At 59.3% G+C, this 16323-nt stretch carries 16 protein-coding genes, 1 other RNA gene and 1 pseudogene; 12 read left to right on the top strand and 6 right to left on the bottom strand.

Features of this window, described 5'->3' with window-relative positions:
- Nucleotides 1-17 precede the first annotated feature (17 nt).
- Both ACXX9E_RS00410 and zapE read left to right on the top strand, forming a co-directional pair.
- Entirely contained in the window at nt 18-1373 is a 1356-nt protein-coding gene (locus tag ACXX9E_RS00410) for a tryptophan--tRNA ligase (protein ID WP_458554907.1), read from the top strand.
- Nucleotides 1374-1463: 90 nt separating this feature from the next.
- Nucleotides 1464-2558: a cell division protein ZapE gene (gene zapE / locus ACXX9E_RS00405; RefSeq protein ID WP_123463119.1), complete on the top strand. Its 1095-nt coding sequence runs from the start codon at nt 1464-1466 to the stop codon at nt 2556-2558.
- 134 nt (nt 2559-2692) lie between these two features.
- Here the strand turns inward: zapE and ACXX9E_RS00400 are convergent, their stop codons facing one another.
- Entirely contained in the window at nt 2693-3589 is an 897-nt protein-coding gene (locus ACXX9E_RS00400) for a GlxA family transcriptional regulator (RefSeq protein ID WP_185015770.1), read from the bottom strand.
- Nucleotides 3590-3839: 250 nt separating this feature from the next.
- Between ACXX9E_RS00400 and ACXX9E_RS00395 the strand changes: the two genes are divergently transcribed.
- Nucleotides 3840-4976, top strand: coding sequence for an acyl-CoA dehydrogenase family protein (locus tag ACXX9E_RS00395; protein WP_336348154.1), 1137 nt, complete (start codon nt 3840-3842; stop codon nt 4974-4976).
- Nucleotides 4977-5082: 106 nt separating this feature from the next.
- Here ACXX9E_RS00395 and ACXX9E_RS00390 read toward each other — a convergent pair whose 3' ends face one another.
- Nucleotides 5083-6123 carry an NADP(H)-dependent aldo-keto reductase gene (locus tag ACXX9E_RS00390; RefSeq protein WP_222834322.1) on the bottom strand — a complete coding sequence of 347 codons (1041 nt, stop codon included), beginning with the start codon at nt 6121-6123 and terminating at the stop codon, nt 5083-5085.
- 244 nt (nt 6124-6367) lie between these two features.
- On the opposite strand from ACXX9E_RS00390, the gene rplM reads away from it, so the two are divergent.
- From rplM to ACXX9E_RS00355, 7 genes and pseudogenes are all read left to right on the top strand, one after another.
- Nucleotides 6368-6796, top strand: coding sequence for a 50S ribosomal protein L13 (gene rplM / locus ACXX9E_RS00385; RefSeq protein ID WP_003228062.1), 429 nt, complete (start codon nt 6368-6370; stop codon nt 6794-6796).
- Between the two features lie 14 nt (nt 6797-6810).
- A complete protein-coding gene (gene rpsI / locus ACXX9E_RS00380) occupies nt 6811-7203 on the top strand; it encodes a 30S ribosomal protein S9 (RefSeq protein WP_127648153.1) in 393 nt (130 codons plus the stop codon).
- Between the two features lie 270 nt (nt 7204-7473).
- Nucleotides 7474-8066, top strand: a pseudogene (gene petA, locus ACXX9E_RS00375) (ubiquinol-cytochrome c reductase iron-sulfur subunit).
- Nucleotides 8066-9277: a cytochrome b gene (locus tag ACXX9E_RS00370; protein ID WP_122590050.1), complete on the top strand. Its 1212-nt coding sequence runs from the start codon at nt 8066-8068 to the stop codon at nt 9275-9277. Before petA ends, ACXX9E_RS00370 begins: the two are co-directional and overlap by 1 nt.
- Nucleotides 9277-10059 carry a cytochrome c1 gene (locus tag ACXX9E_RS00365; RefSeq protein ID WP_064589123.1) on the top strand — a complete coding sequence of 261 codons (783 nt, stop codon included), beginning with the start codon at nt 9277-9279 and terminating at the stop codon, nt 10057-10059. The genes ACXX9E_RS00370 and ACXX9E_RS00365 overlap by 1 nt, the downstream gene beginning before the upstream one ends.
- 146 nt (nt 10060-10205) lie before the next feature.
- Nucleotides 10206-10823 (top strand): glutathione S-transferase N-terminal domain-containing protein, encoded by a 618-nt coding sequence (locus tag ACXX9E_RS00360; protein ID WP_003228048.1) that lies wholly within the window; start codon nt 10206-10208, stop codon nt 10821-10823.
- 16 nt (nt 10824-10839) lie between these two features.
- Nucleotides 10840-11253, top strand: a complete 414-nt coding sequence (locus ACXX9E_RS00355; protein WP_003228047.1) for a ClpXP protease specificity-enhancing factor — start codon at nt 10840-10842, stop codon at nt 11251-11253.
- A gap of 51 nt (nt 11254-11304) precedes the next feature.
- On the opposite strand, the gene ACXX9E_RS00350 is transcribed toward ACXX9E_RS00355, so the two are convergent.
- The 4 genes from ACXX9E_RS00350 to ACXX9E_RS00335 form a co-directional block, all read right to left on the bottom strand.
- The gene (locus ACXX9E_RS00350; protein WP_123463129.1) at nt 11305-11883 is read right to left on the bottom strand and encodes a BON domain-containing protein; all 579 of its coding nucleotides are present in this window, start codon (nt 11881-11883) and stop codon (nt 11305-11307) included.
- The gene (locus ACXX9E_RS00345) at nt 11880-12473 is read right to left on the bottom strand and encodes a phosphoheptose isomerase (protein WP_008082788.1); all 594 of its coding nucleotides are present in this window, start codon (nt 12471-12473) and stop codon (nt 11880-11882) included. Before ACXX9E_RS00345 ends, ACXX9E_RS00350 begins: the two co-directional genes overlap by 4 nt.
- 101 nt (nt 12474-12574) lie before the next feature.
- On the bottom strand, nt 12575-12937 hold the full coding sequence (locus ACXX9E_RS00340; protein ID WP_123463131.1) for a YraN family protein: 363 nt from the start codon (nt 12935-12937) through the stop codon (nt 12575-12577).
- Nucleotides 12937-14748: a penicillin-binding protein activator gene (locus ACXX9E_RS00335; protein WP_123463132.1), complete on the bottom strand. Its 1812-nt coding sequence runs from the start codon at nt 14746-14748 to the stop codon at nt 12937-12939. The genes ACXX9E_RS00340 and ACXX9E_RS00335 overlap by 1 nt, the downstream gene beginning before the upstream one ends.
- A gap of 177 nt (nt 14749-14925) precedes the next feature.
- On the opposite strand from ACXX9E_RS00335, the gene rsmI reads away from it, so the two are divergent.
- Both rsmI and rnpB read left to right on the top strand, forming a co-directional pair.
- Nucleotides 14926-15831, top strand: coding sequence for a 16S rRNA (cytidine(1402)-2'-O)-methyltransferase (rsmI, locus tag ACXX9E_RS00330; protein WP_123463134.1), 906 nt, complete (start codon nt 14926-14928; stop codon nt 15829-15831).
- 73 nt (nt 15832-15904) lie between these two features.
- An RNA gene (rnpB, locus tag ACXX9E_RS00325) (RNase P RNA component class A) lies at nt 15905-16257 on the top strand.
- The last annotated feature ends 66 nt before the right edge of the window (nt 16258-16323 follow it).

Here is a 16323-nt window from a genome sequence, read left to right as displayed (position 1 = left end):
CTGACAAGCGATTACCCATGACGAACCGTACCCGCATCCTCACCGGCATCACCACCACCGGCACGCCGCACCTGGGCAACTATGCCGGCGCCATCCGCCCGGCGATCCTTGCCAGCCGCGACAGCAATGCCGACTCGTTCTACTTCCTGGCCGACTACCACGCCCTGATCAAATGCGATGACCCGCTGCGCATTCAGCGCTCGCGTCTGGAAATCGCCGCGACCTGGCTGGCCGGTGGCCTGGATGTCGACCGCGTAACCTTCTATCGCCAGTCCGACATCCCGGAAATCCCTGAGCTGACCTGGCTGCTGACCTGCGTCGCCGCCAAGGGCCTGCTCAACCGTGCGCACGCCTACAAGGCCTCGGTGGACAAGAACGTCGAGACCGGTGAAGACCCGGATGCCGGCATCACCATGGGCCTCTACAGCTACCCGGTGCTGATGGCGGCGGACATCCTGATGTTCAACGCACACAAGGTGCCGGTCGGTCGTGACCAGATCCAGCACGTGGAAATGGCCCGTGACATCGGCCAGCGCTTCAACCACCTGTTCGGCCAGGGCAAAGAGTTCTTCACCATGCCCGAAGCGCTGATCGAAGAGAGCGTGGCGACGTTGCCGGGCCTCGACGGGCGCAAGATGTCGAAGAGCTACGACAACACCATCCCGTTGTTCTCCAGCGCCAAAGAGATGAAGGACGCGATCTCGCGGATCGTCACTGACTCCAAGGCACCAGGCGAAGCCAAGGATCCGGACAGCTCGCACCTGTTCACCCTGTTCCAGGCGTTTGCCACACCGGCGCAGGCTGATGAGTTCCGCAGCGAACTGCTCGGCGGTCTGGGTTGGGGCGAGGCGAAGAATCGCCTGTTCCAGTTGCTCGACAACGAATTGGGCGAAGCTCGCGATAAATATCACCAGTTGATCGAACGTCCGGCAGATCTGGAAGACATTCTGCAGATCGGCGCGAAGAAAGCCCGTGCCGTGGCAACGCCGTTCCTCAACGAACTGCGTGAAGCCGTGGGCCTGCGTTCCTTCGTCAATCAAGTGCAAGTCGCTGCGACCACCAAGAAGAAGGCCGCGAAAGCCGCGCGCTTCGTCAGCTTCCGTGAAGACGATGGCAGCTTCCGCTTCCGTCTGCTGGCGGCCGATGGCGAGCAACTGCTGTTGTCGCGCAACTTCGCCGACGGCAAAACTGCAGGCCAGGTGACCAAGCAACTGCAATCCGGCCAGCCGCTGGATGTGCGCAATGAAGACCTGAGCTTCAGCGTATGGCTGGAAGGCGAGTGCGTCGGCGACAGCCCGGCGTTCGCTGATACCGCTGCGCGGGACGCGGCCGTCGAGGCGTTGCGCGTTGCGCTGACCCCGGTTCAGGACTAAACAACGGCGCGGCCCGACCAAGGGCTGATTGCCATTCCTACGGGCCGTCGCTACAGTGACGGCCCGTTTTTGTTGCCTTGCTAACGAATTATGACGCCCCTAGAACGATACCAAGCTGATCTGAAACGCCCGGACTTCTTCCATGACGCCGCGCAGGAAACTGCTGTGCGTCATTTGCAGCGTCTGTATGAAGATCTCATCGCTGCCGACCAGAACAAGCCGGGTTTGCTGAGCAAGCTGTTTGGCAAAAAGGATCAGACGCCGGTCAAGGGTCTGTATTTCTGGGGCGGCGTGGGTCGCGGCAAGACCTACCTGGTCGACACCTTCTTCGAAGCGCTGCCGTTCAAGGAAAAGACCCGCACCCACTTCCACCGCTTCATGAAGCGTGTGCACGAAGAGATGAAAACCCTCGGCGGCGAGAAAAACCCGCTGACCATCATCGCCAAGCGCTTCGCGACCGAGTCGCGGGTGATCTGTTTCGATGAGTTCTTCGTGTCCGACATCACCGACGCGATGATCCTCGGCACGCTGATGGAAGAACTGTTCAAAAACGGTGTGACTCTGGTCGCGACCTCGAACATTGTTCCGGATGGCCTGTACAAGGACGGTCTGCAACGCGCGCGTTTCCTGCCGGCGATTGCGCTGATCAAGCAGAACACCGAGATCGTCAACGTCGACAGTGGCGTCGACTACCGACTGCGTCACCTCGAACAAGCCGAGCTGTTCCACTATCCGCTCGACGAAGCGGCGCACGAAAGCTTGCGCAAGAGCTTCCGCGCACTGACGCCGGAGTGCACTGCCGCGATCGAGAACGATGTGCTGATCATCGAAAACCGTGAGATCCGTGCCCTGCGCACGTGCGACGACGTGGCCTGGTTCGACTTCCGCGAACTGTGCGATGGCCCGCGCAGCCAGAACGACTACATCGAACTGGGCAAGATCTTCCACGCCGTGTTGCTCAGCGGCGTCGAGCAGATGAGCGTCACCACCGACGACATCGCCCGGCGCTTCATCAACATGGTCGACGAGTTCTACGACCGTAACGTCAAGCTGATCATTTCTGCCGAAGTCGAGTTGAAAGACCTGTACACCGGCGGGCGCCTGACGTTCGAGTTCCAGCGCACGCTCAGCCGTCTGCTGGAGATGCAATCCCACGAATTCCTGTCGCGGGCGCACAAGCCTTAAACAGAATCGGCGTACAAAAAAAAGGGCCTGCAATTGCAGGCCCTTTTTATGCGCTGAAGAAAAACTCGAACGCACTGCAATCCTTGTGGGAGCTGGCAAGCCAGCTCCCACAGGTTTTGTATTTGCTTCGGGGGTTACGCAGCCTGCTGAAACTGCTGCCGATACTGGTTCGGCGACAGCTCGGTGTGCTGGCGGAACAACCGCGCAAAGAAGCTCGCATCGTCGTAGCCGACCTCATAACTGATGGTCTTGATGCTCTTGCGGCTGCCGGACAACAGGCCCTTGGCGGTCTCGATGCGCAGGCGTTGCAGGTAATGCAGCGGCTTGTCGCCGGTGGCGGTCTGGAAGCGGCGCATGAAGTTGCGGATGCTCATGCCGTGCTCACGGGCGACGTCTTCGAAGCGGAACTTGTCGGCGTAGTGCTCTTCGAGCCAGTGCTGGATCTGCAGGATGATCACGTCCTGATGCAGCTTCTGCCCGCCGAAGCCGATGCGCCCTGGCGAATAGCTGCGCTGCACTTCGTAAAGGATGTCGCGGGCCACGGCTTGCGCCACGTTGGCGCCGCAGAAGCGTTCGATCAGGTAGATATAGAGATCGCACGCCGATGTCGTGCCGCCGGCGCAATACAGGTTGTCGGCGTCGGTCAGGTGTTTGTCCTGATTCAGGTAAACCTTGGGGAATCGCTCGGCGAAGGCATTGAAGAAGCGCCAGTAGGTGGTCGCTTCCTTGCCATTGAGCAAGCCGGCCTCGGCCAGCCAGAACACGCCGGTGGCTTCACCGCAGAGCACGGCGCCGCGGGCGTGCTGTTCACGCAGCCACGGCAAGACCTGGGGATAACGGCTGCAAAGGGTATCGAAATCATCCCAGAACGCCGGAAGGATGATCACATCGGCGTTTTCCAGGCCGCCGTCCACCGGCATCACCACGTCACTGAAACTGTTCACCGGTTTGCCGTCGGGGCTGACCAGGCGCGTTTCGAACGCCGGTGTCAGGCCGTGGCCCAGTTGTTTGCCGTAACGCAGGCTGGCCAGGTGGAAGAAATCCTTGGCCTGCATGAGTGTGGATGCGAAAACCCGGTCGATTGCCAGGATGCTGACGCGCCGCAAGGGCGTGGAGACTTGCTTGGACATAATTCAACTTTTGTTTTGTTTTTATAAGGGAAAGTGGTCACCAGACGGCTGGATCGTCTTATTTTTTGTCGGATGTGTCCAGTGTCCTGTATCGGAGGTGAGGCATAGTCTCTGAAGGTCATCTCCCTCCAACAAGAAAGAAAGGTGCCGCATGATCCCCAGAACCTTGTTCAGCCCCGAGCACGAATTGTTCCGCGACAGCGTACGAACCTTCCTCGAAAAAGAGGCTGTGCCGTTCCATGCGCAATGGGAGAAACAAGGCCACATCGACCGCAAACTGTGGAACAAGGCGGGGGAGGCGGGGATGCTCTGCTCGCACTTGCCCGAAGAGTACGGCGGCCTGGGCGCGGACTTTCTCTACAGCACCGTGGTGATCGAGGAAGTGGGGCGGCTGGGGCTGACCGGCATCGGCTTTTCGCTGCATTCGGACATCGTTGCGCCGTACATCCTGCATTACGGCAGCGAGGCGCTGAAGCACAAGTACCTGCCCAAACTGGTCTCGGGCGAGATGGTCACGGCCATCGCCATGACCGAGCCGGGCGCCGGTTCCGACCTGCAAGGCGTGAAGACCACCGCTGTGCTGGATGGCGATGAGTACGTGATCAACGGCTCCAAGACCTTTATCACCAACGGCTTTCTCGCGGATCTGGTGATCGTTGTCGCCAAGACCGATCCGAAGGCTGGCGCCAAGGGCACCAGCCTGTTCCTGGTCGAAGCCAATACGCCTGGCTTCGAGAAGGGCAAGCGCCTGGAGAAGGTCGGCATGAAGGCCCAGGACACGTCGGAATTGTTCTTCCAGGACGTCCGTGTACCCAAGGAAAACCTGTTGGGGCAGGCCGGGGCGGGGTTCGCTTATTTGATGCAGGAATTGCCGCAGGAGCGCCTGACCGTGGCAATCGGCGGGCTGGCTTCAGCCGAAGCTGCGTTGCAGTGGACGCTGGATTACACCCGTGATCGCAAGGCCTTCGGCAAGGCAATTGCCGATTTCCAGAACACCCGCTTCAAGCTGGCGGAGATGGCCACCGAGATTCAGATCGGCCGGGTCTTCGTCGACCGCTGCCTCGAGTTGCATCTGCAAGGCAAACTGGATGTGCCGACGGCGGCGATGGCCAAGTACTGGGGCACCGACCTGCAATGCAAGGTGCTCGACGAGTGCGTGCAATTGCACGGCGGGTACGGCTTCATGTGGGAATACCCGGTGGCCCGGGCGTGGGCCGATGCGCGGGTGCAGCGGATCTATGCCGGCACCAATGAAATCATGAAGGAGATCATTGCGCGGTCGTTGTAGGTTTTCGGTGGCTGTCAGACCGCTATCGCGAGCAGGCTCGTTCCTGCAGAGGAACGCATTCCAAAATGTAGGGGTGAGCCTGCTCGCGATTTGATTTATGGATTAATCAAGGCGCCGGATTCGGATGATCCTTGTGAATCGCCTCAATCCCGGCCAGCACTTCGTCGGAAAGCTTCAGCTCGAAACTGGCAATGTTGCTGTCCAGTTGCTCAAGGGTCGTCGCGCCAATGATGTTACTGGTGACGAACGGTTGCTGGGTCACGAATGCCAAGGCCATTTGCGCCGGGTCCAGGCCATGTTCGCGGGCCAGGGCCACGTAACGGCTGCACGCCGCTTCCGACTGCGCATTGAAATAGCGGCTGAAGCGGCTGTAGAGGCTCAGGCGACCTTTTGGCGGGCGGGCGCCACCTTCGTACTTGCCCGACAGGAAACCGAACGCCAGCGGCGAATAGGCGAGCAGGCCGCATTGTTCGCGGATGGCGATTTCCGCCAGGCCGATTTCGAAGCTGCGGTTGAGCAGGTTGTACGGGTTCTGGATCGACACCGCGCGCGGCCAGCCACGGGCTTCGGCCAGAGCGAGGAAACGCATGGTGCCCCACGGGGTTTCGTTGGACAGACCGATGTGGCGGATCTTGCCGGCCTTGACCTGTTCGTCGAGGGCTTCGAGGGTGTCTTCGAGCGGCGTCAGGTTGGCTTCGATCTTGTGCTTGTAGCCCAGCTGTCCGAAAAAGTTGGTGCTGCGCTCCGGCCAGTGCAATTGATACAGGTCGATGTAGTCGGTCTGCAGGCGCTTGAGGCTGGCATCGACCGCTTCGGTGATGTGTTGACGGTTGTGGCGCAGGTTTTTGTCGCGGATGTAGTCGATGGTGTTGCCGGGGCCGGCGATCTTGCTGGCGAGGATCCAGTCGGCGCGGTCACCGCGACTTTTGAAGTAATTGCCGATGTAGCGCTCGGTGGTGGCGTAGGTTTCGGCTTTCGGCGGCACCGGGTACATCTCGGCGGTGTCGATGAAATTGATCCCCGCTTCCTTGGCCCGTTCGATCTGGGCAAAGGCTTCAGCTTCAGTGTTTTGCTCGCCCCAGGTCATGGTGCCGAGGCAGATTGCACTCACGTTCAGGTCGGTACGGCCTAGCTGGCGATAGTCCATCGGGTGCTCCTTGGGCAAAACAATCATAAAAGCAGGTTGAAAATTTTTTCGCAATCTGCATAATTGCCGACCTCTTTCTGCAGTGGAAGTGATGCGCCGCCGCCGAAGAATCTTGCCGTTGAACGGACGCGCCGACCCGAGCCCCCGAAAGCGTCTGTATCCGGCTGCCTTTGACTTGTCAAAGTACGCACTATTCAGTAAGATCCGCCGTCTTATTTACAGGCGGCCCCTGAGGCTATAAAGAATGAAAACTTTTACTGCTAAACCGGAAACAGTAAAGCGCGACTGGTTTGTCGTCGACGCTGCTGGTCAGACCCTGGGTCGTCTGGCCACCGAAATCGCGAGCCGTCTGCGTGGCAAGCACAAGCCTGAGTACACTCCTCACGTTGACACCGGCGACTACATCGTCGTAATCAACGCCGAGCAGATCCGTGTTACCGGCGCTAAAACCACTGACAAAATGTACTACTCCCACTCCGGTTTCCCGGGCGGCATCAAGTCGATCAACTTTGAAAAGCTGATCGCCAAAGCCCCTGAGCGCGTGATCGAGACCGCGGTTAAAGGCATGCTGCCTAAGAACCCGCTGGGTCGTGACATGTACCGTAAGCTGAAAGTCTATGCGGGCGCTGCACACCCTCATACTGCTCAGCAGCCCCAAGAACTGAAGATTTAACGGAATAGTTCATTATGTCGGCGACTCAAAATTACGGCACTGGCCGTCGCAAGACCGCAACCGCACGCGTTTTCCTGCGTCCGGGTACTGGTAACATCTCCATCAACAACCGCTCCCTGGACTCGTTCTTCGGCCGCGAAACTGCCCGCATGGTAGTTCGTCAGCCGCTGGAACTGACCGAGACTGTCGAGAAATTCGACATCTACGTCACTGTCATCGGCGGCGGTGTAAGTGGTCAAGCTGGCGCAATCCGCCACGGTATCACTCGCGCTCTGATGGACTACGACGAAACCCTGCGCGGCGCTCTGCGCAAAGCTGGCTTCGTTACTCGCGACGCCCGTGAAGTTGAACGTAAGAAAGTAGGTCTGCGTAAAGCGCGTAAGCGTCCGCAGTACTCGAAGCGTTAATTCCGCTTCCACGTTCAAAAAGAACGCCCGATTCCTCACGGAAGCGGGCGTTTTTTTATGCCTGCGATTTATCAAAAGAATTGCGCTGTGACAACTTGCCTCATCCGTAGACCCCCTATACTGCAAGGCTTGGGGGTGGAAGCTCCGGGTAATTCCCTTGTCAGAATTGGGGCTTTTCATTACCATTCGGCAAAATTTTTATAAGTAACATTGATTTATTTAGTAGATGCCTGATTTAACAGGCCACAAAAGCTGATGGGAGAGGACTGAATGAGCAATGACGGCGTGAATGCAGGCCGGCGTCGCTTCTTGGTAGCAGCCACATCCGTGGTGGGTGCTGCAGGAGCGGTGGGGGCTGCGGTCCCGTTCGTGGGGTCATGGTTTCCCAGTGCCAAGGCGAAAGCCGCCGGCGCACCGGTGAAAGTGAATGTCAGCAAAATCGAGCCAGGGCAGCAGATGATTGCTGAGTGGCGCGGCCAGCCGGTGTTCATTGTCCGCCGTACTGCGGAAATCCTGGGAATCTCAAGAAGATCGAGGGCCAGCTCTCCGATCCGACTTCCAAAAACTCCACGCAACCTACTTATGTCGATCCTGAAGTGCGTTCGATCAAGCCGGAAATTCTGCTGCTGATCGGGATTTGCACGCACCTGGGTTGCTCACCAACTTTCCGTCCCGAAGTGGCACCTGCGGATCTGGGTAAAGACTGGGTCGGTGGCTATTTCTGCCCTTGCCACGGTTCCCACTACGATCTGGCTGGCCGCGTCTACAAGTCGCAACCTGCGCCTTTGAACCTGCCAGTTCCCCCGCATTCCTATGAGACCGATGACCTGATTGTCATTGGCGTCGATACGGAGAAAGCGTGATGAGCAAGTTCATGGATTGGGTTGATGCGCGCTTTCCCGCCACCAAAATGTGGGAAGACCATCTCAGCAAGTATTACGCTCCAAAAAACTTCAACTTCTTCTATTTCTTCGGCTCCCTGGCGCTGCTGGTGCTGGTCAACCAGATCGTTACCGGTGTCTGGCTGACGATGAGTTACACGCCGTCGGCAGAAGAAGCGTTCGCTTCCGTCGAATACATCATGCGCGACGTCGAGTACGGCTCGATCCTGCGTCTGCTGCACTCCACCGGTGCTTCGGCATTCTTCATCGTGGTCTACCTGCACATGTTCCGTGGCTTGCTCTACGGTTCGTATCAGAAGCCGCGTGAACTGGTGTGGGTGTTCGGCATGCTGATTTACCTGGCGCTGATGGCCGAAGCGTTCATGGGTTATCTGCTGCCGTGGGGTCAGATGTCCTACTGGGGTGCCCAGGTGATCATCTCGCTGTTCGGTGCGATTCCGGTCATTGGTAACGACCTGACCCAGTGGATTCGTGGTGACTACCTGATCTCCGGGATTACCCTGAACCGCTTCTTCGCCTTGCACGTTGTCGCGCTGCCGATCGTGATTCTCGGTCTGGTGGTGCTGCACATCCTGGCGCTGCACGAGGTCGGTTCGAACAACCCTGACGGCGTCGACATCAAGAAGCACAAAGACGAGAACGGTATCCCGCTGGACGGCATTGCCTTCCACCCGTACTACACCGTGAAAGACATCGTCGGTGTGGTGGTGTTCCTGTTCATCTTCTGCTTTATCGTGTTCTTCTTCCCGGAAATGGGCGGCTACTTCCTCGAAAAACCAAACTTCGAGCAGGCCAACCCGTTCAAGACGCCAGAGCACATTGCACCGGTCTGGTACTTCACGCCGTTCTACGCGATCTTGCGTGCGATCCCGGACAAACTCATGGGCGTGATCGCCATGGGTGCTTCGATCGCCTTGCTCTTTGTCCTGCCCTGGCTTGACCGCAGCCCGGTCAAATCGATGCGCTACAAGGGCTGGATGAGCAAGATCTGGCTGGTGGTGTTCTGCATTTCCTTCGTGATTCTCGGCATTCTCGGTGTGCTTGCGCCGACGCCGGAGCGCACGCTGGTATCGCAGATCTGCACCTTCCTGTACTTCGCCTACTTCATTCTGATGCCGTTCTACACCAGGCTCGAGAAGACCAAACCGGTTCCGGAAAGGGTGACTGGCTGATGAAAAAGTTATTTTTTGCTCTGATTTTTGCTGCGCTGCCTGTGCTGTCTTTCGCCGCTGAACACGGTGGTCCAGAACTGGAAAAGGTCGACATTGACGTGTCCGACAAGGCTGCCCTGCAAGATGGCGCGCGCACTTTTGCCAACTATTGCATGGGTTGCCACAGTGCCAAGTTCCAGCGTTACGAGCGGGTGGCCGATGACCTCGGCATTCCACACGAAATGATGCTGGAGAAGCTGGTGTTCACTGGTGCCAAGATCGGCGATCACATGAACATCGGCATGCAGCCGGCGGACGCCAAGACCTGGTTCGGTGCAGCGCCACCGGATCTGACCCTGGTGGCGCGAGTGCGCGGTACCGACTGGCTCTACGGTTACCTGCGCTCGTTCTACGAAGATCCTGCACGTCCATGGGGCGTGAACAACAAGGTCTTCCCGAACGTCGGCATGCCTAACGTGCTGGTCGGCCTGCAAGGTCGTCAGGTGGTTGGCTGCAAACAAGTGCAGATCGTTGAAGACGGCAAGAAGCAATATGATCCGCTGACCGGTACGCCGCTGACTCATGAAGCGTGCGATCAGTTGACCATCGTGCCGAAAACCGGTGCTCTGAACGAAGAGCAGTTCGATGAGAAGGTCAAGAATCTGGTAACCTTCCTGGCTTACTCGGCTAACCCGGTTAAGCTGCAACATCAGCGCATCGGTACTTACGTCTTGCTGTACCTGGCGTTCTTCTTTGTGTTCGCCTACCTGCTCAAGCGTGAATACTGGAAAGACGTGCACTGATACGCTTCAAGCATTGCTGTTAATCGCGCGCGCCCAAGGGCGCCTCTGATAACGCAACGTCTGGTCAGCCAGAGGTTGCGGGAGGCGCCCTCTGGGCGCGCGCGTTTTTCCGGTTCCGACAATTTCAACAAGCGAGGAGGATCGCCATGGGCGTGACCAATCGGTTGGCCTGTTACTCCGACCCCGCCGACCACTATTCCCACCGAGTGCGCATCGTACTTGCAGAGAAGGGTGTCAGCGCCGAGATCATTTATGTGGAAGCTGGTCGCCAGCCGCCTAAACTGATTGAGGTGAACCCTTACGGCAGTCTCCCTACGCTGGTCGATCGTGACCTGGCGCTCTGGGAGTCGACCGTGGTGATGGAATATCTGGATGAGCGTTACCCGCACCCGCCCTTGATGCCGGTTTATCCGGTGGCGCGTGCCAACAGTCGTCTGCTGATTCACCGCATCCAGCGCGACTGGTGTGGTCTGGTGGATCTGATTCTGGATCCGAAAACCAAGGAAGCCGCGCGTGTCGTGGCGCGCAAGGAATTGCGTGAAAGCCTGACCGGCGTGTCGCCGCTGTTCGCCGACAAGCCGTTTTTCCTCAGCGAGGAACAAAGTCTGGTGGATTGCTGCCTATTGCCAATACTCTGGCGTTTGCCGATTCTGGGTATTGAACTGCCGCGGCCGGCCAAGCCGCTGCTTGATTATATGGAGCGCCAGTTTGCGCGTGAGGCTTTCCAGGCGAGTCTGTCTGGCGTCGAACGCGATATGCGCTAAGGCTTAAGGAGCCGCTATGAACTCCAGTCGACCTTATCTGGTCCGCGCGCTCTACGAGTGGATTGTTGATAACGATTGCACCCCGCACATGCTGGTCAATTCCGAATACCCGGCGGTGCAGGTGCCGCAGGGTTTCGCCAGTGACGGACAGATCGTCCTGAACATCTCGCCCAGTGCCGTGCGCCATCTGCACATGGATAACGACGTGGTGACCTTCGAAGGTCGCTTCGGCGGTGTTCCGCACAGCCTGTACGTGCCGATCAGCGCGATCCTGGGGATCTATGCCCGGGAGAACGGTCAGGGCATGGTGTTCGATCTTGAGTCGCCGATGGACGACGAAGACGACATCGAACCGGATGACGACTTGCCGCCGCCGGACAGCGAGCCGCCGCGCCCGAGTGGCCGGCCAAGCCTGAAGGTGGTGAAGTAAAAAAAAGGCGACCCGAAAGGGTCGCCTTTTTTATTGCGCAGGTGCTGCAAATCAGTCGATGTATTCGAACAGCTTCACGATCTTCTGCACGCCAGAAACGCTTTGCACCAGATTGGTTGCCTGTTGCGCTTCCTGCTTGGTCAGCAGGCCCAGCAGGTAGACGATACCGTTCTCGGTCACGACCTTGATGCGCGAGCCGGGAATACTGGCGTCGGTCAGCATCTGAGTCTTGATCTTGGTGGTCAGCCAGGCGTCGTTCTGGCGGGCGAGGAAGCTTGAAGGTGCAATCACTTGCAGTTCGTTGTGCACCTTCTTCACGCGCTGGACGTTGGCTGCAGCCTGTTCGGCTTTGGCCTTGAGGTCTTCGCGCGGAGTCTGGCCGGCCAGCAGCACGACGCCGTTGAAGCTGGTGACGACGATGTGCGAGCCGTTGTCCAGGGCCGGGTCGGCCTTGGCCACGTTCACGCCCACTTTGGTTTCGATCAACGAGTCGTCGATCTTGCTGCCGAAGGTGCGGGTGCCGCGGTCGTCTTCGATCGGCGCTTCACGGCTGGCGTTCACCACCGAGGTGCAGCCGCTGATGCCGAGGCACAGGGTCAAGGCCAGAAGGCCAAGGCGATTAGGGGTCATTCTTCACTCCCGAACAGTTGGCTGTCGATCAGATCGCAGAGGCAATGGATCGCCAGCAAGTGGACTTCTTGAATACGTGCAGTGACGTTGGCCGGTACGCGAATTTCGACATCCTCGGGCAACAGCAGCGACGCCATGCCGCCGCCATCGCGTCCGGTCAAAGCTACGACAATCATTTCGCGATCATGTGCGGCCTGGATCGCCTGAATAATGTTCGCCGAGTTGCCGCTGGTCGAAATCGCCAGCAAGACATCGCCCGGCTGGCCGAGCGCACGGATCTGTTTGGAGAACACTTCGTTGTAGCTGTAGTCGTTGGCGATCGAAGTGATCGTCGACGTGTCGGTGGTCAGCGCGATGGCTGGCAGGCTCGGGCGTTCGCGCTCGAAGCGGTTGAGCAGCTCCGACGAAAAGTGCTGGGCGTCGCCAGCGGAGCCGCCGTTGCCGCACGAAAGCATTTTGCCCTCGTTGAGCAGGGCGTTGACCATGATCTGGCTGGCTTGCTCGATGTGCGGTGCAAGTACGTCCATCGCCTGTTGCTTGGTGTCGATACTGGCCTGGAAAAGCTGGCGAATTCGGGATTGCATGTCCATCTGTGTGACCTTAAGTAGCGCGGCTGTCCGGCACATGAATGTGCAGCCCGCAAAGCAAAGAGCAAAATGTGTCGGGTGAAAATCCGGTCGGGTACAGGCGATCAGCTGTCGAACGCATTCTGCAACCAGTTCAGCTGATCCGGATGGCTGTCGATGGCCACCACGTCGAAGCGGCAGGGGGAATTGGCCCAACGCGACTCGCGCTGAAGAAAATACTGCGCAGCGAAAATCAGTTTCTGCTGCTTGCGCTCATCAATGCTAGCGAGCGCGCCACCCCATTGAGTGTTTTTTCTGTAGCGAACTTCAACGAATACTACTGTATCGCCATCAAGCATGACCAGATCAAGCTCGCCGCGTTTACATAACCAGTTCTGCGCCAACAGGCGCAGCCCCTGGTTCTGCAGATGCTCGAGCGCCTGGCGCTCGGCATCCTTGCCGCTTTGCGAGCGTGACCTGTCAGGCATCAGCGCGGAGTGTCCGGCAGGCGTTGAACCTGACCGCTGACGAACTGTGCCCACGGCAGCTGACGCACGACACGCTGGGTCTGGGTCATGCCGAGGCTGCCCGACTCGCCGTCGATGCGGCTGTCCGGCAGTGCCTTGAGCTGACCCAGGCGCGGAGCCAGGCGATAAGCATCGACGCCCATGGCGTACAGGCGACCGAGGCTGCCGGCAGCCTGTGGCCACTGTGCAACCACTTGCTGACGCAGCGGGTCGCTGGTTTCCAGCAGCCACGGGGTTTCGCAGAAGCGAATGCCGTTCATGTCGTTGTACTGGTTGACGTCGCCACTGGCGCTGTACACGTGCGAGGTCGCGTACACCGGTACGTCACCGGCGTACTGGAAGTTCAGGGTCGGCTTGATCTGTTGCGCCTGTTGCGGAGTGGCGGCCAGGAAGATGAATTCGATGTCCTGACGACGCGAAGGCTGCGCGGCCACGTTGGTGCCGGCGGCATTCTGCAGACTCTTGGCGCGGGCTTCGCTCTGGCGCAGCTGGAACATGTCGGCGATCTGCTGGGCCAGTTGCACTGGCTGATCAACACGTTCGGTGGCAACGATGCTGCCACCGTTGGCCTGCCAGTCCTGGCTGAACGCACGCAGTACGCGCTCGCCCCATTCGCCTCTCGGTACCATGATTGCGGCGCGATGCAGGCCGTCGGCACGTGCGCGGCGCGAGACTTCGCGGGCTTCGTCTTCAGCGGCCAGACCGAACTGGAACAGCTGCGCCGGGCCTTGATCGCCTTCGCTGTAGTTCAGCGCGAGGGTCGTGATCGGCAGTTGCGGGCGAGTGCTCAGTTGTTTGACCAGCGGTTTTTCCAGCGGGCCGACTACCAGTTGCACGCCGTCAGCCTGAGCCTTGCGGTAGAACTCGTCCATCGAGGTCAGTTTCGAGCTGTCATAGAACTCAATGGCTGGTGGCTTCTGGCCGGCCTGTTGGGCCTGGTAGTGCGCAGCCATGAAGCCTTCACGCAGGGCTTTGCCGACCGAGGCCAGCGGGCCATCCTGCGGCAGCAGCAGCGCGATTTTGCTCAGGGGCTGGCTGGCCAGCTCCTTGAGTTTGGTCAGTGGCAGCGGCAGGTTGATCGCGGCCGGGTGCTTCGGATTCTGTGCACGCCAGGCGTCGATAGCGGCTTGTTGCTGTTCCAGGGTGCCCGCGGATTTCACCGCCAGGGCCAGGCCCATCCAGCCGCCGAGGTCGTCGCTGGTGTTCGGTTGCAACTGGTCGGTTGGCAGCGAGCCGATCAGCGTCCAGATCGCTTCGTGGTTCTTGCTCGCCGCCTCGCCTTGCAGCATCGGCGCGATGAACACGCGCTCACGGGCGGCGGCCAGTGTCTGCCCATCGGCTTCCAGTGCGCGGGCATGCACGGTGCCGGTGCGCACCTGCTGCTCTTCCGGCATTTCGCCCAGGTGTTGCAGGCTTGGGTGGCTCAGGGCAGTCAGCGCGGCTTTCGGCTGATTGCGGGTCATGGCCAGTTCGGCGGACAGGGTGCTGGCGAAAATCTGCTGGCCTGGCTTCAACTGCTCGATTGGCACTTGTTGCAGGATTTGCGCGGATTGGCCGGCATTGCCCTGGCGATAAGCCAGGTCTGCCGCGCTCAGGCGCAACAGGGCAGCTTTTTCCGGGGTTTTAGCCTGGGTGGCCTGTTCGAGCAGTTGCTCGATGCTGGCATCCGGGGTCCGTGGAAGTTCGCCAAGGCTGGAGGAAGGGGAGCTGGCGCAGGCCGCCAGCAAGGCAGCGAGGCAGAGGGCAGTGAACAGCCGCAGGCAAGCGATCATGTAAGTGTTCCTGATACTCGATCAAATTAGCGTCGAATTGTACCCAAGCACTGGCCGGGGCGCGATGTTAGTGGCGTGAAACGGACAATTTAGCTGGAGCAAATGTTGCAGTGGCGCACAACCGAGGGAAAAACCGTGCCTGGCCGGAGCGCCGCGCACGCCTCGTGACGCGCTACAATGGCCGCTTTTACCGATCACGAGGTGTGCGCTTTGACTGCTCCAGGTTCCCTGAATTCCGCTGCTGGCTCGCTTTATGTGGTGGCGACGCCCATCGGCAACCTGGACGACATCAGCGCCCGGGCCCTGAAAATCCTGCGCGAAGTGGCGCTTATTGCGGCCGAAGACACGCGGCACTCGGCGCGCCTGATGCAGCACTTCGGCATTGCTACGCCGCTGGCTGCCTGCCACGAACACAACGAGCGCGATGAAGGCAGCCGCTTTATTACCCGTCTGCTGGCAGGCGATAACGTGGCGCTGATCTCCGACGCCGGCACGCCGTTGATTTCCGATCCGGGTTATCACCTGGTGCGTCAGGCCCGCGCCGCCGGGATCAATGTCGTACCGGTGCCAGGTGCTTGCGCATTGATTGCGGCGCTGTCGGCGGCGGGGCTGCCGTCCGACCGTTTTATCTTCGAAGGCTTTCTGCCAGCCAAGTCGGTCGGGCGCAAGGCGCGTCTCGAGGCCGTCAAGGAAGAGCCACGTACGCTGATTTTCTATGAGGCGCCGCATCGCATCCTTGAGTGTCTGCAGGATATGGAAGAAGTCTTCGGCGGTGAGCGCCAGGCTTTGCTGGCCCGCGAGATCACCAAGACGTTCGAGACGCTCAAGGGTCTGCCGCTGGCTGAGTTGCGCGCATTCGTTGAGTCCGACAGCAATCAGCAGCGCGGCGAATGTGTCGTGCTGGTCGCGGGCTGGGCGGCGCCAGAGTCGGAAGATGCGGTCAGCAGTGAGGCGATGCGCATCCTCGATCTGTTGCTTGAAGAGATGCCGCTCAAGCGCGCCGCTGCTTTGGCAGCGCAGATCACCGGCGAGCGCAAAAACGTGCTGTATCAGGTAGCGCTGGATAAACAGAAGGGCGTGTAAGCCGTCGCCCATAGCGGTCTTGAGGCTTTTAGCGCTTGTTCTTCAGGCGCTCTGCCGTTAACCTTCGCGGCGGAGAGTCGATCGGACAGTCGCTGCCCTCTATGAAAATTAGGGGGGGAGGAAAGTCCGGGCTCCATAGGGCGAAGTGCCAGGTAATGCCTGGGAGGCGTGAGCCTACGGAAAGTGCCACAGAAAATAACCGCCTAAGCGCTTCGGCGCCGGTAAGGGTGAAAAGGTGCGGTAAGAGCGCACCGCACGTCTGGCAACAGTTCGTGGCTAGGTAAACCCCACTTGGAGCAAGACCAAATAGGGTCCCAAGGCGTGGCCCGCGCTGGGACCGGGTAGGTTGCTAAAGATGTCCAGTGATGGCCATCGTAGACGAATGACTGTTCAAGACAGAACCCGGCTTACAGATCGACTCTCCACCTTTTTCTTTTCCCTGCTTGAATTAAAGGCGACAGGGCTGTTTATTATCAGCAGGCCTGGGCTGGA

It is taken from the genome of Pseudomonas sp. GNP014 (assembly GCF_054344005.1).
The sequence above is the reverse complement of the archived record's forward strand: the minus strand, read 5'-3'. Positions and strand labels throughout refer to the sequence as shown.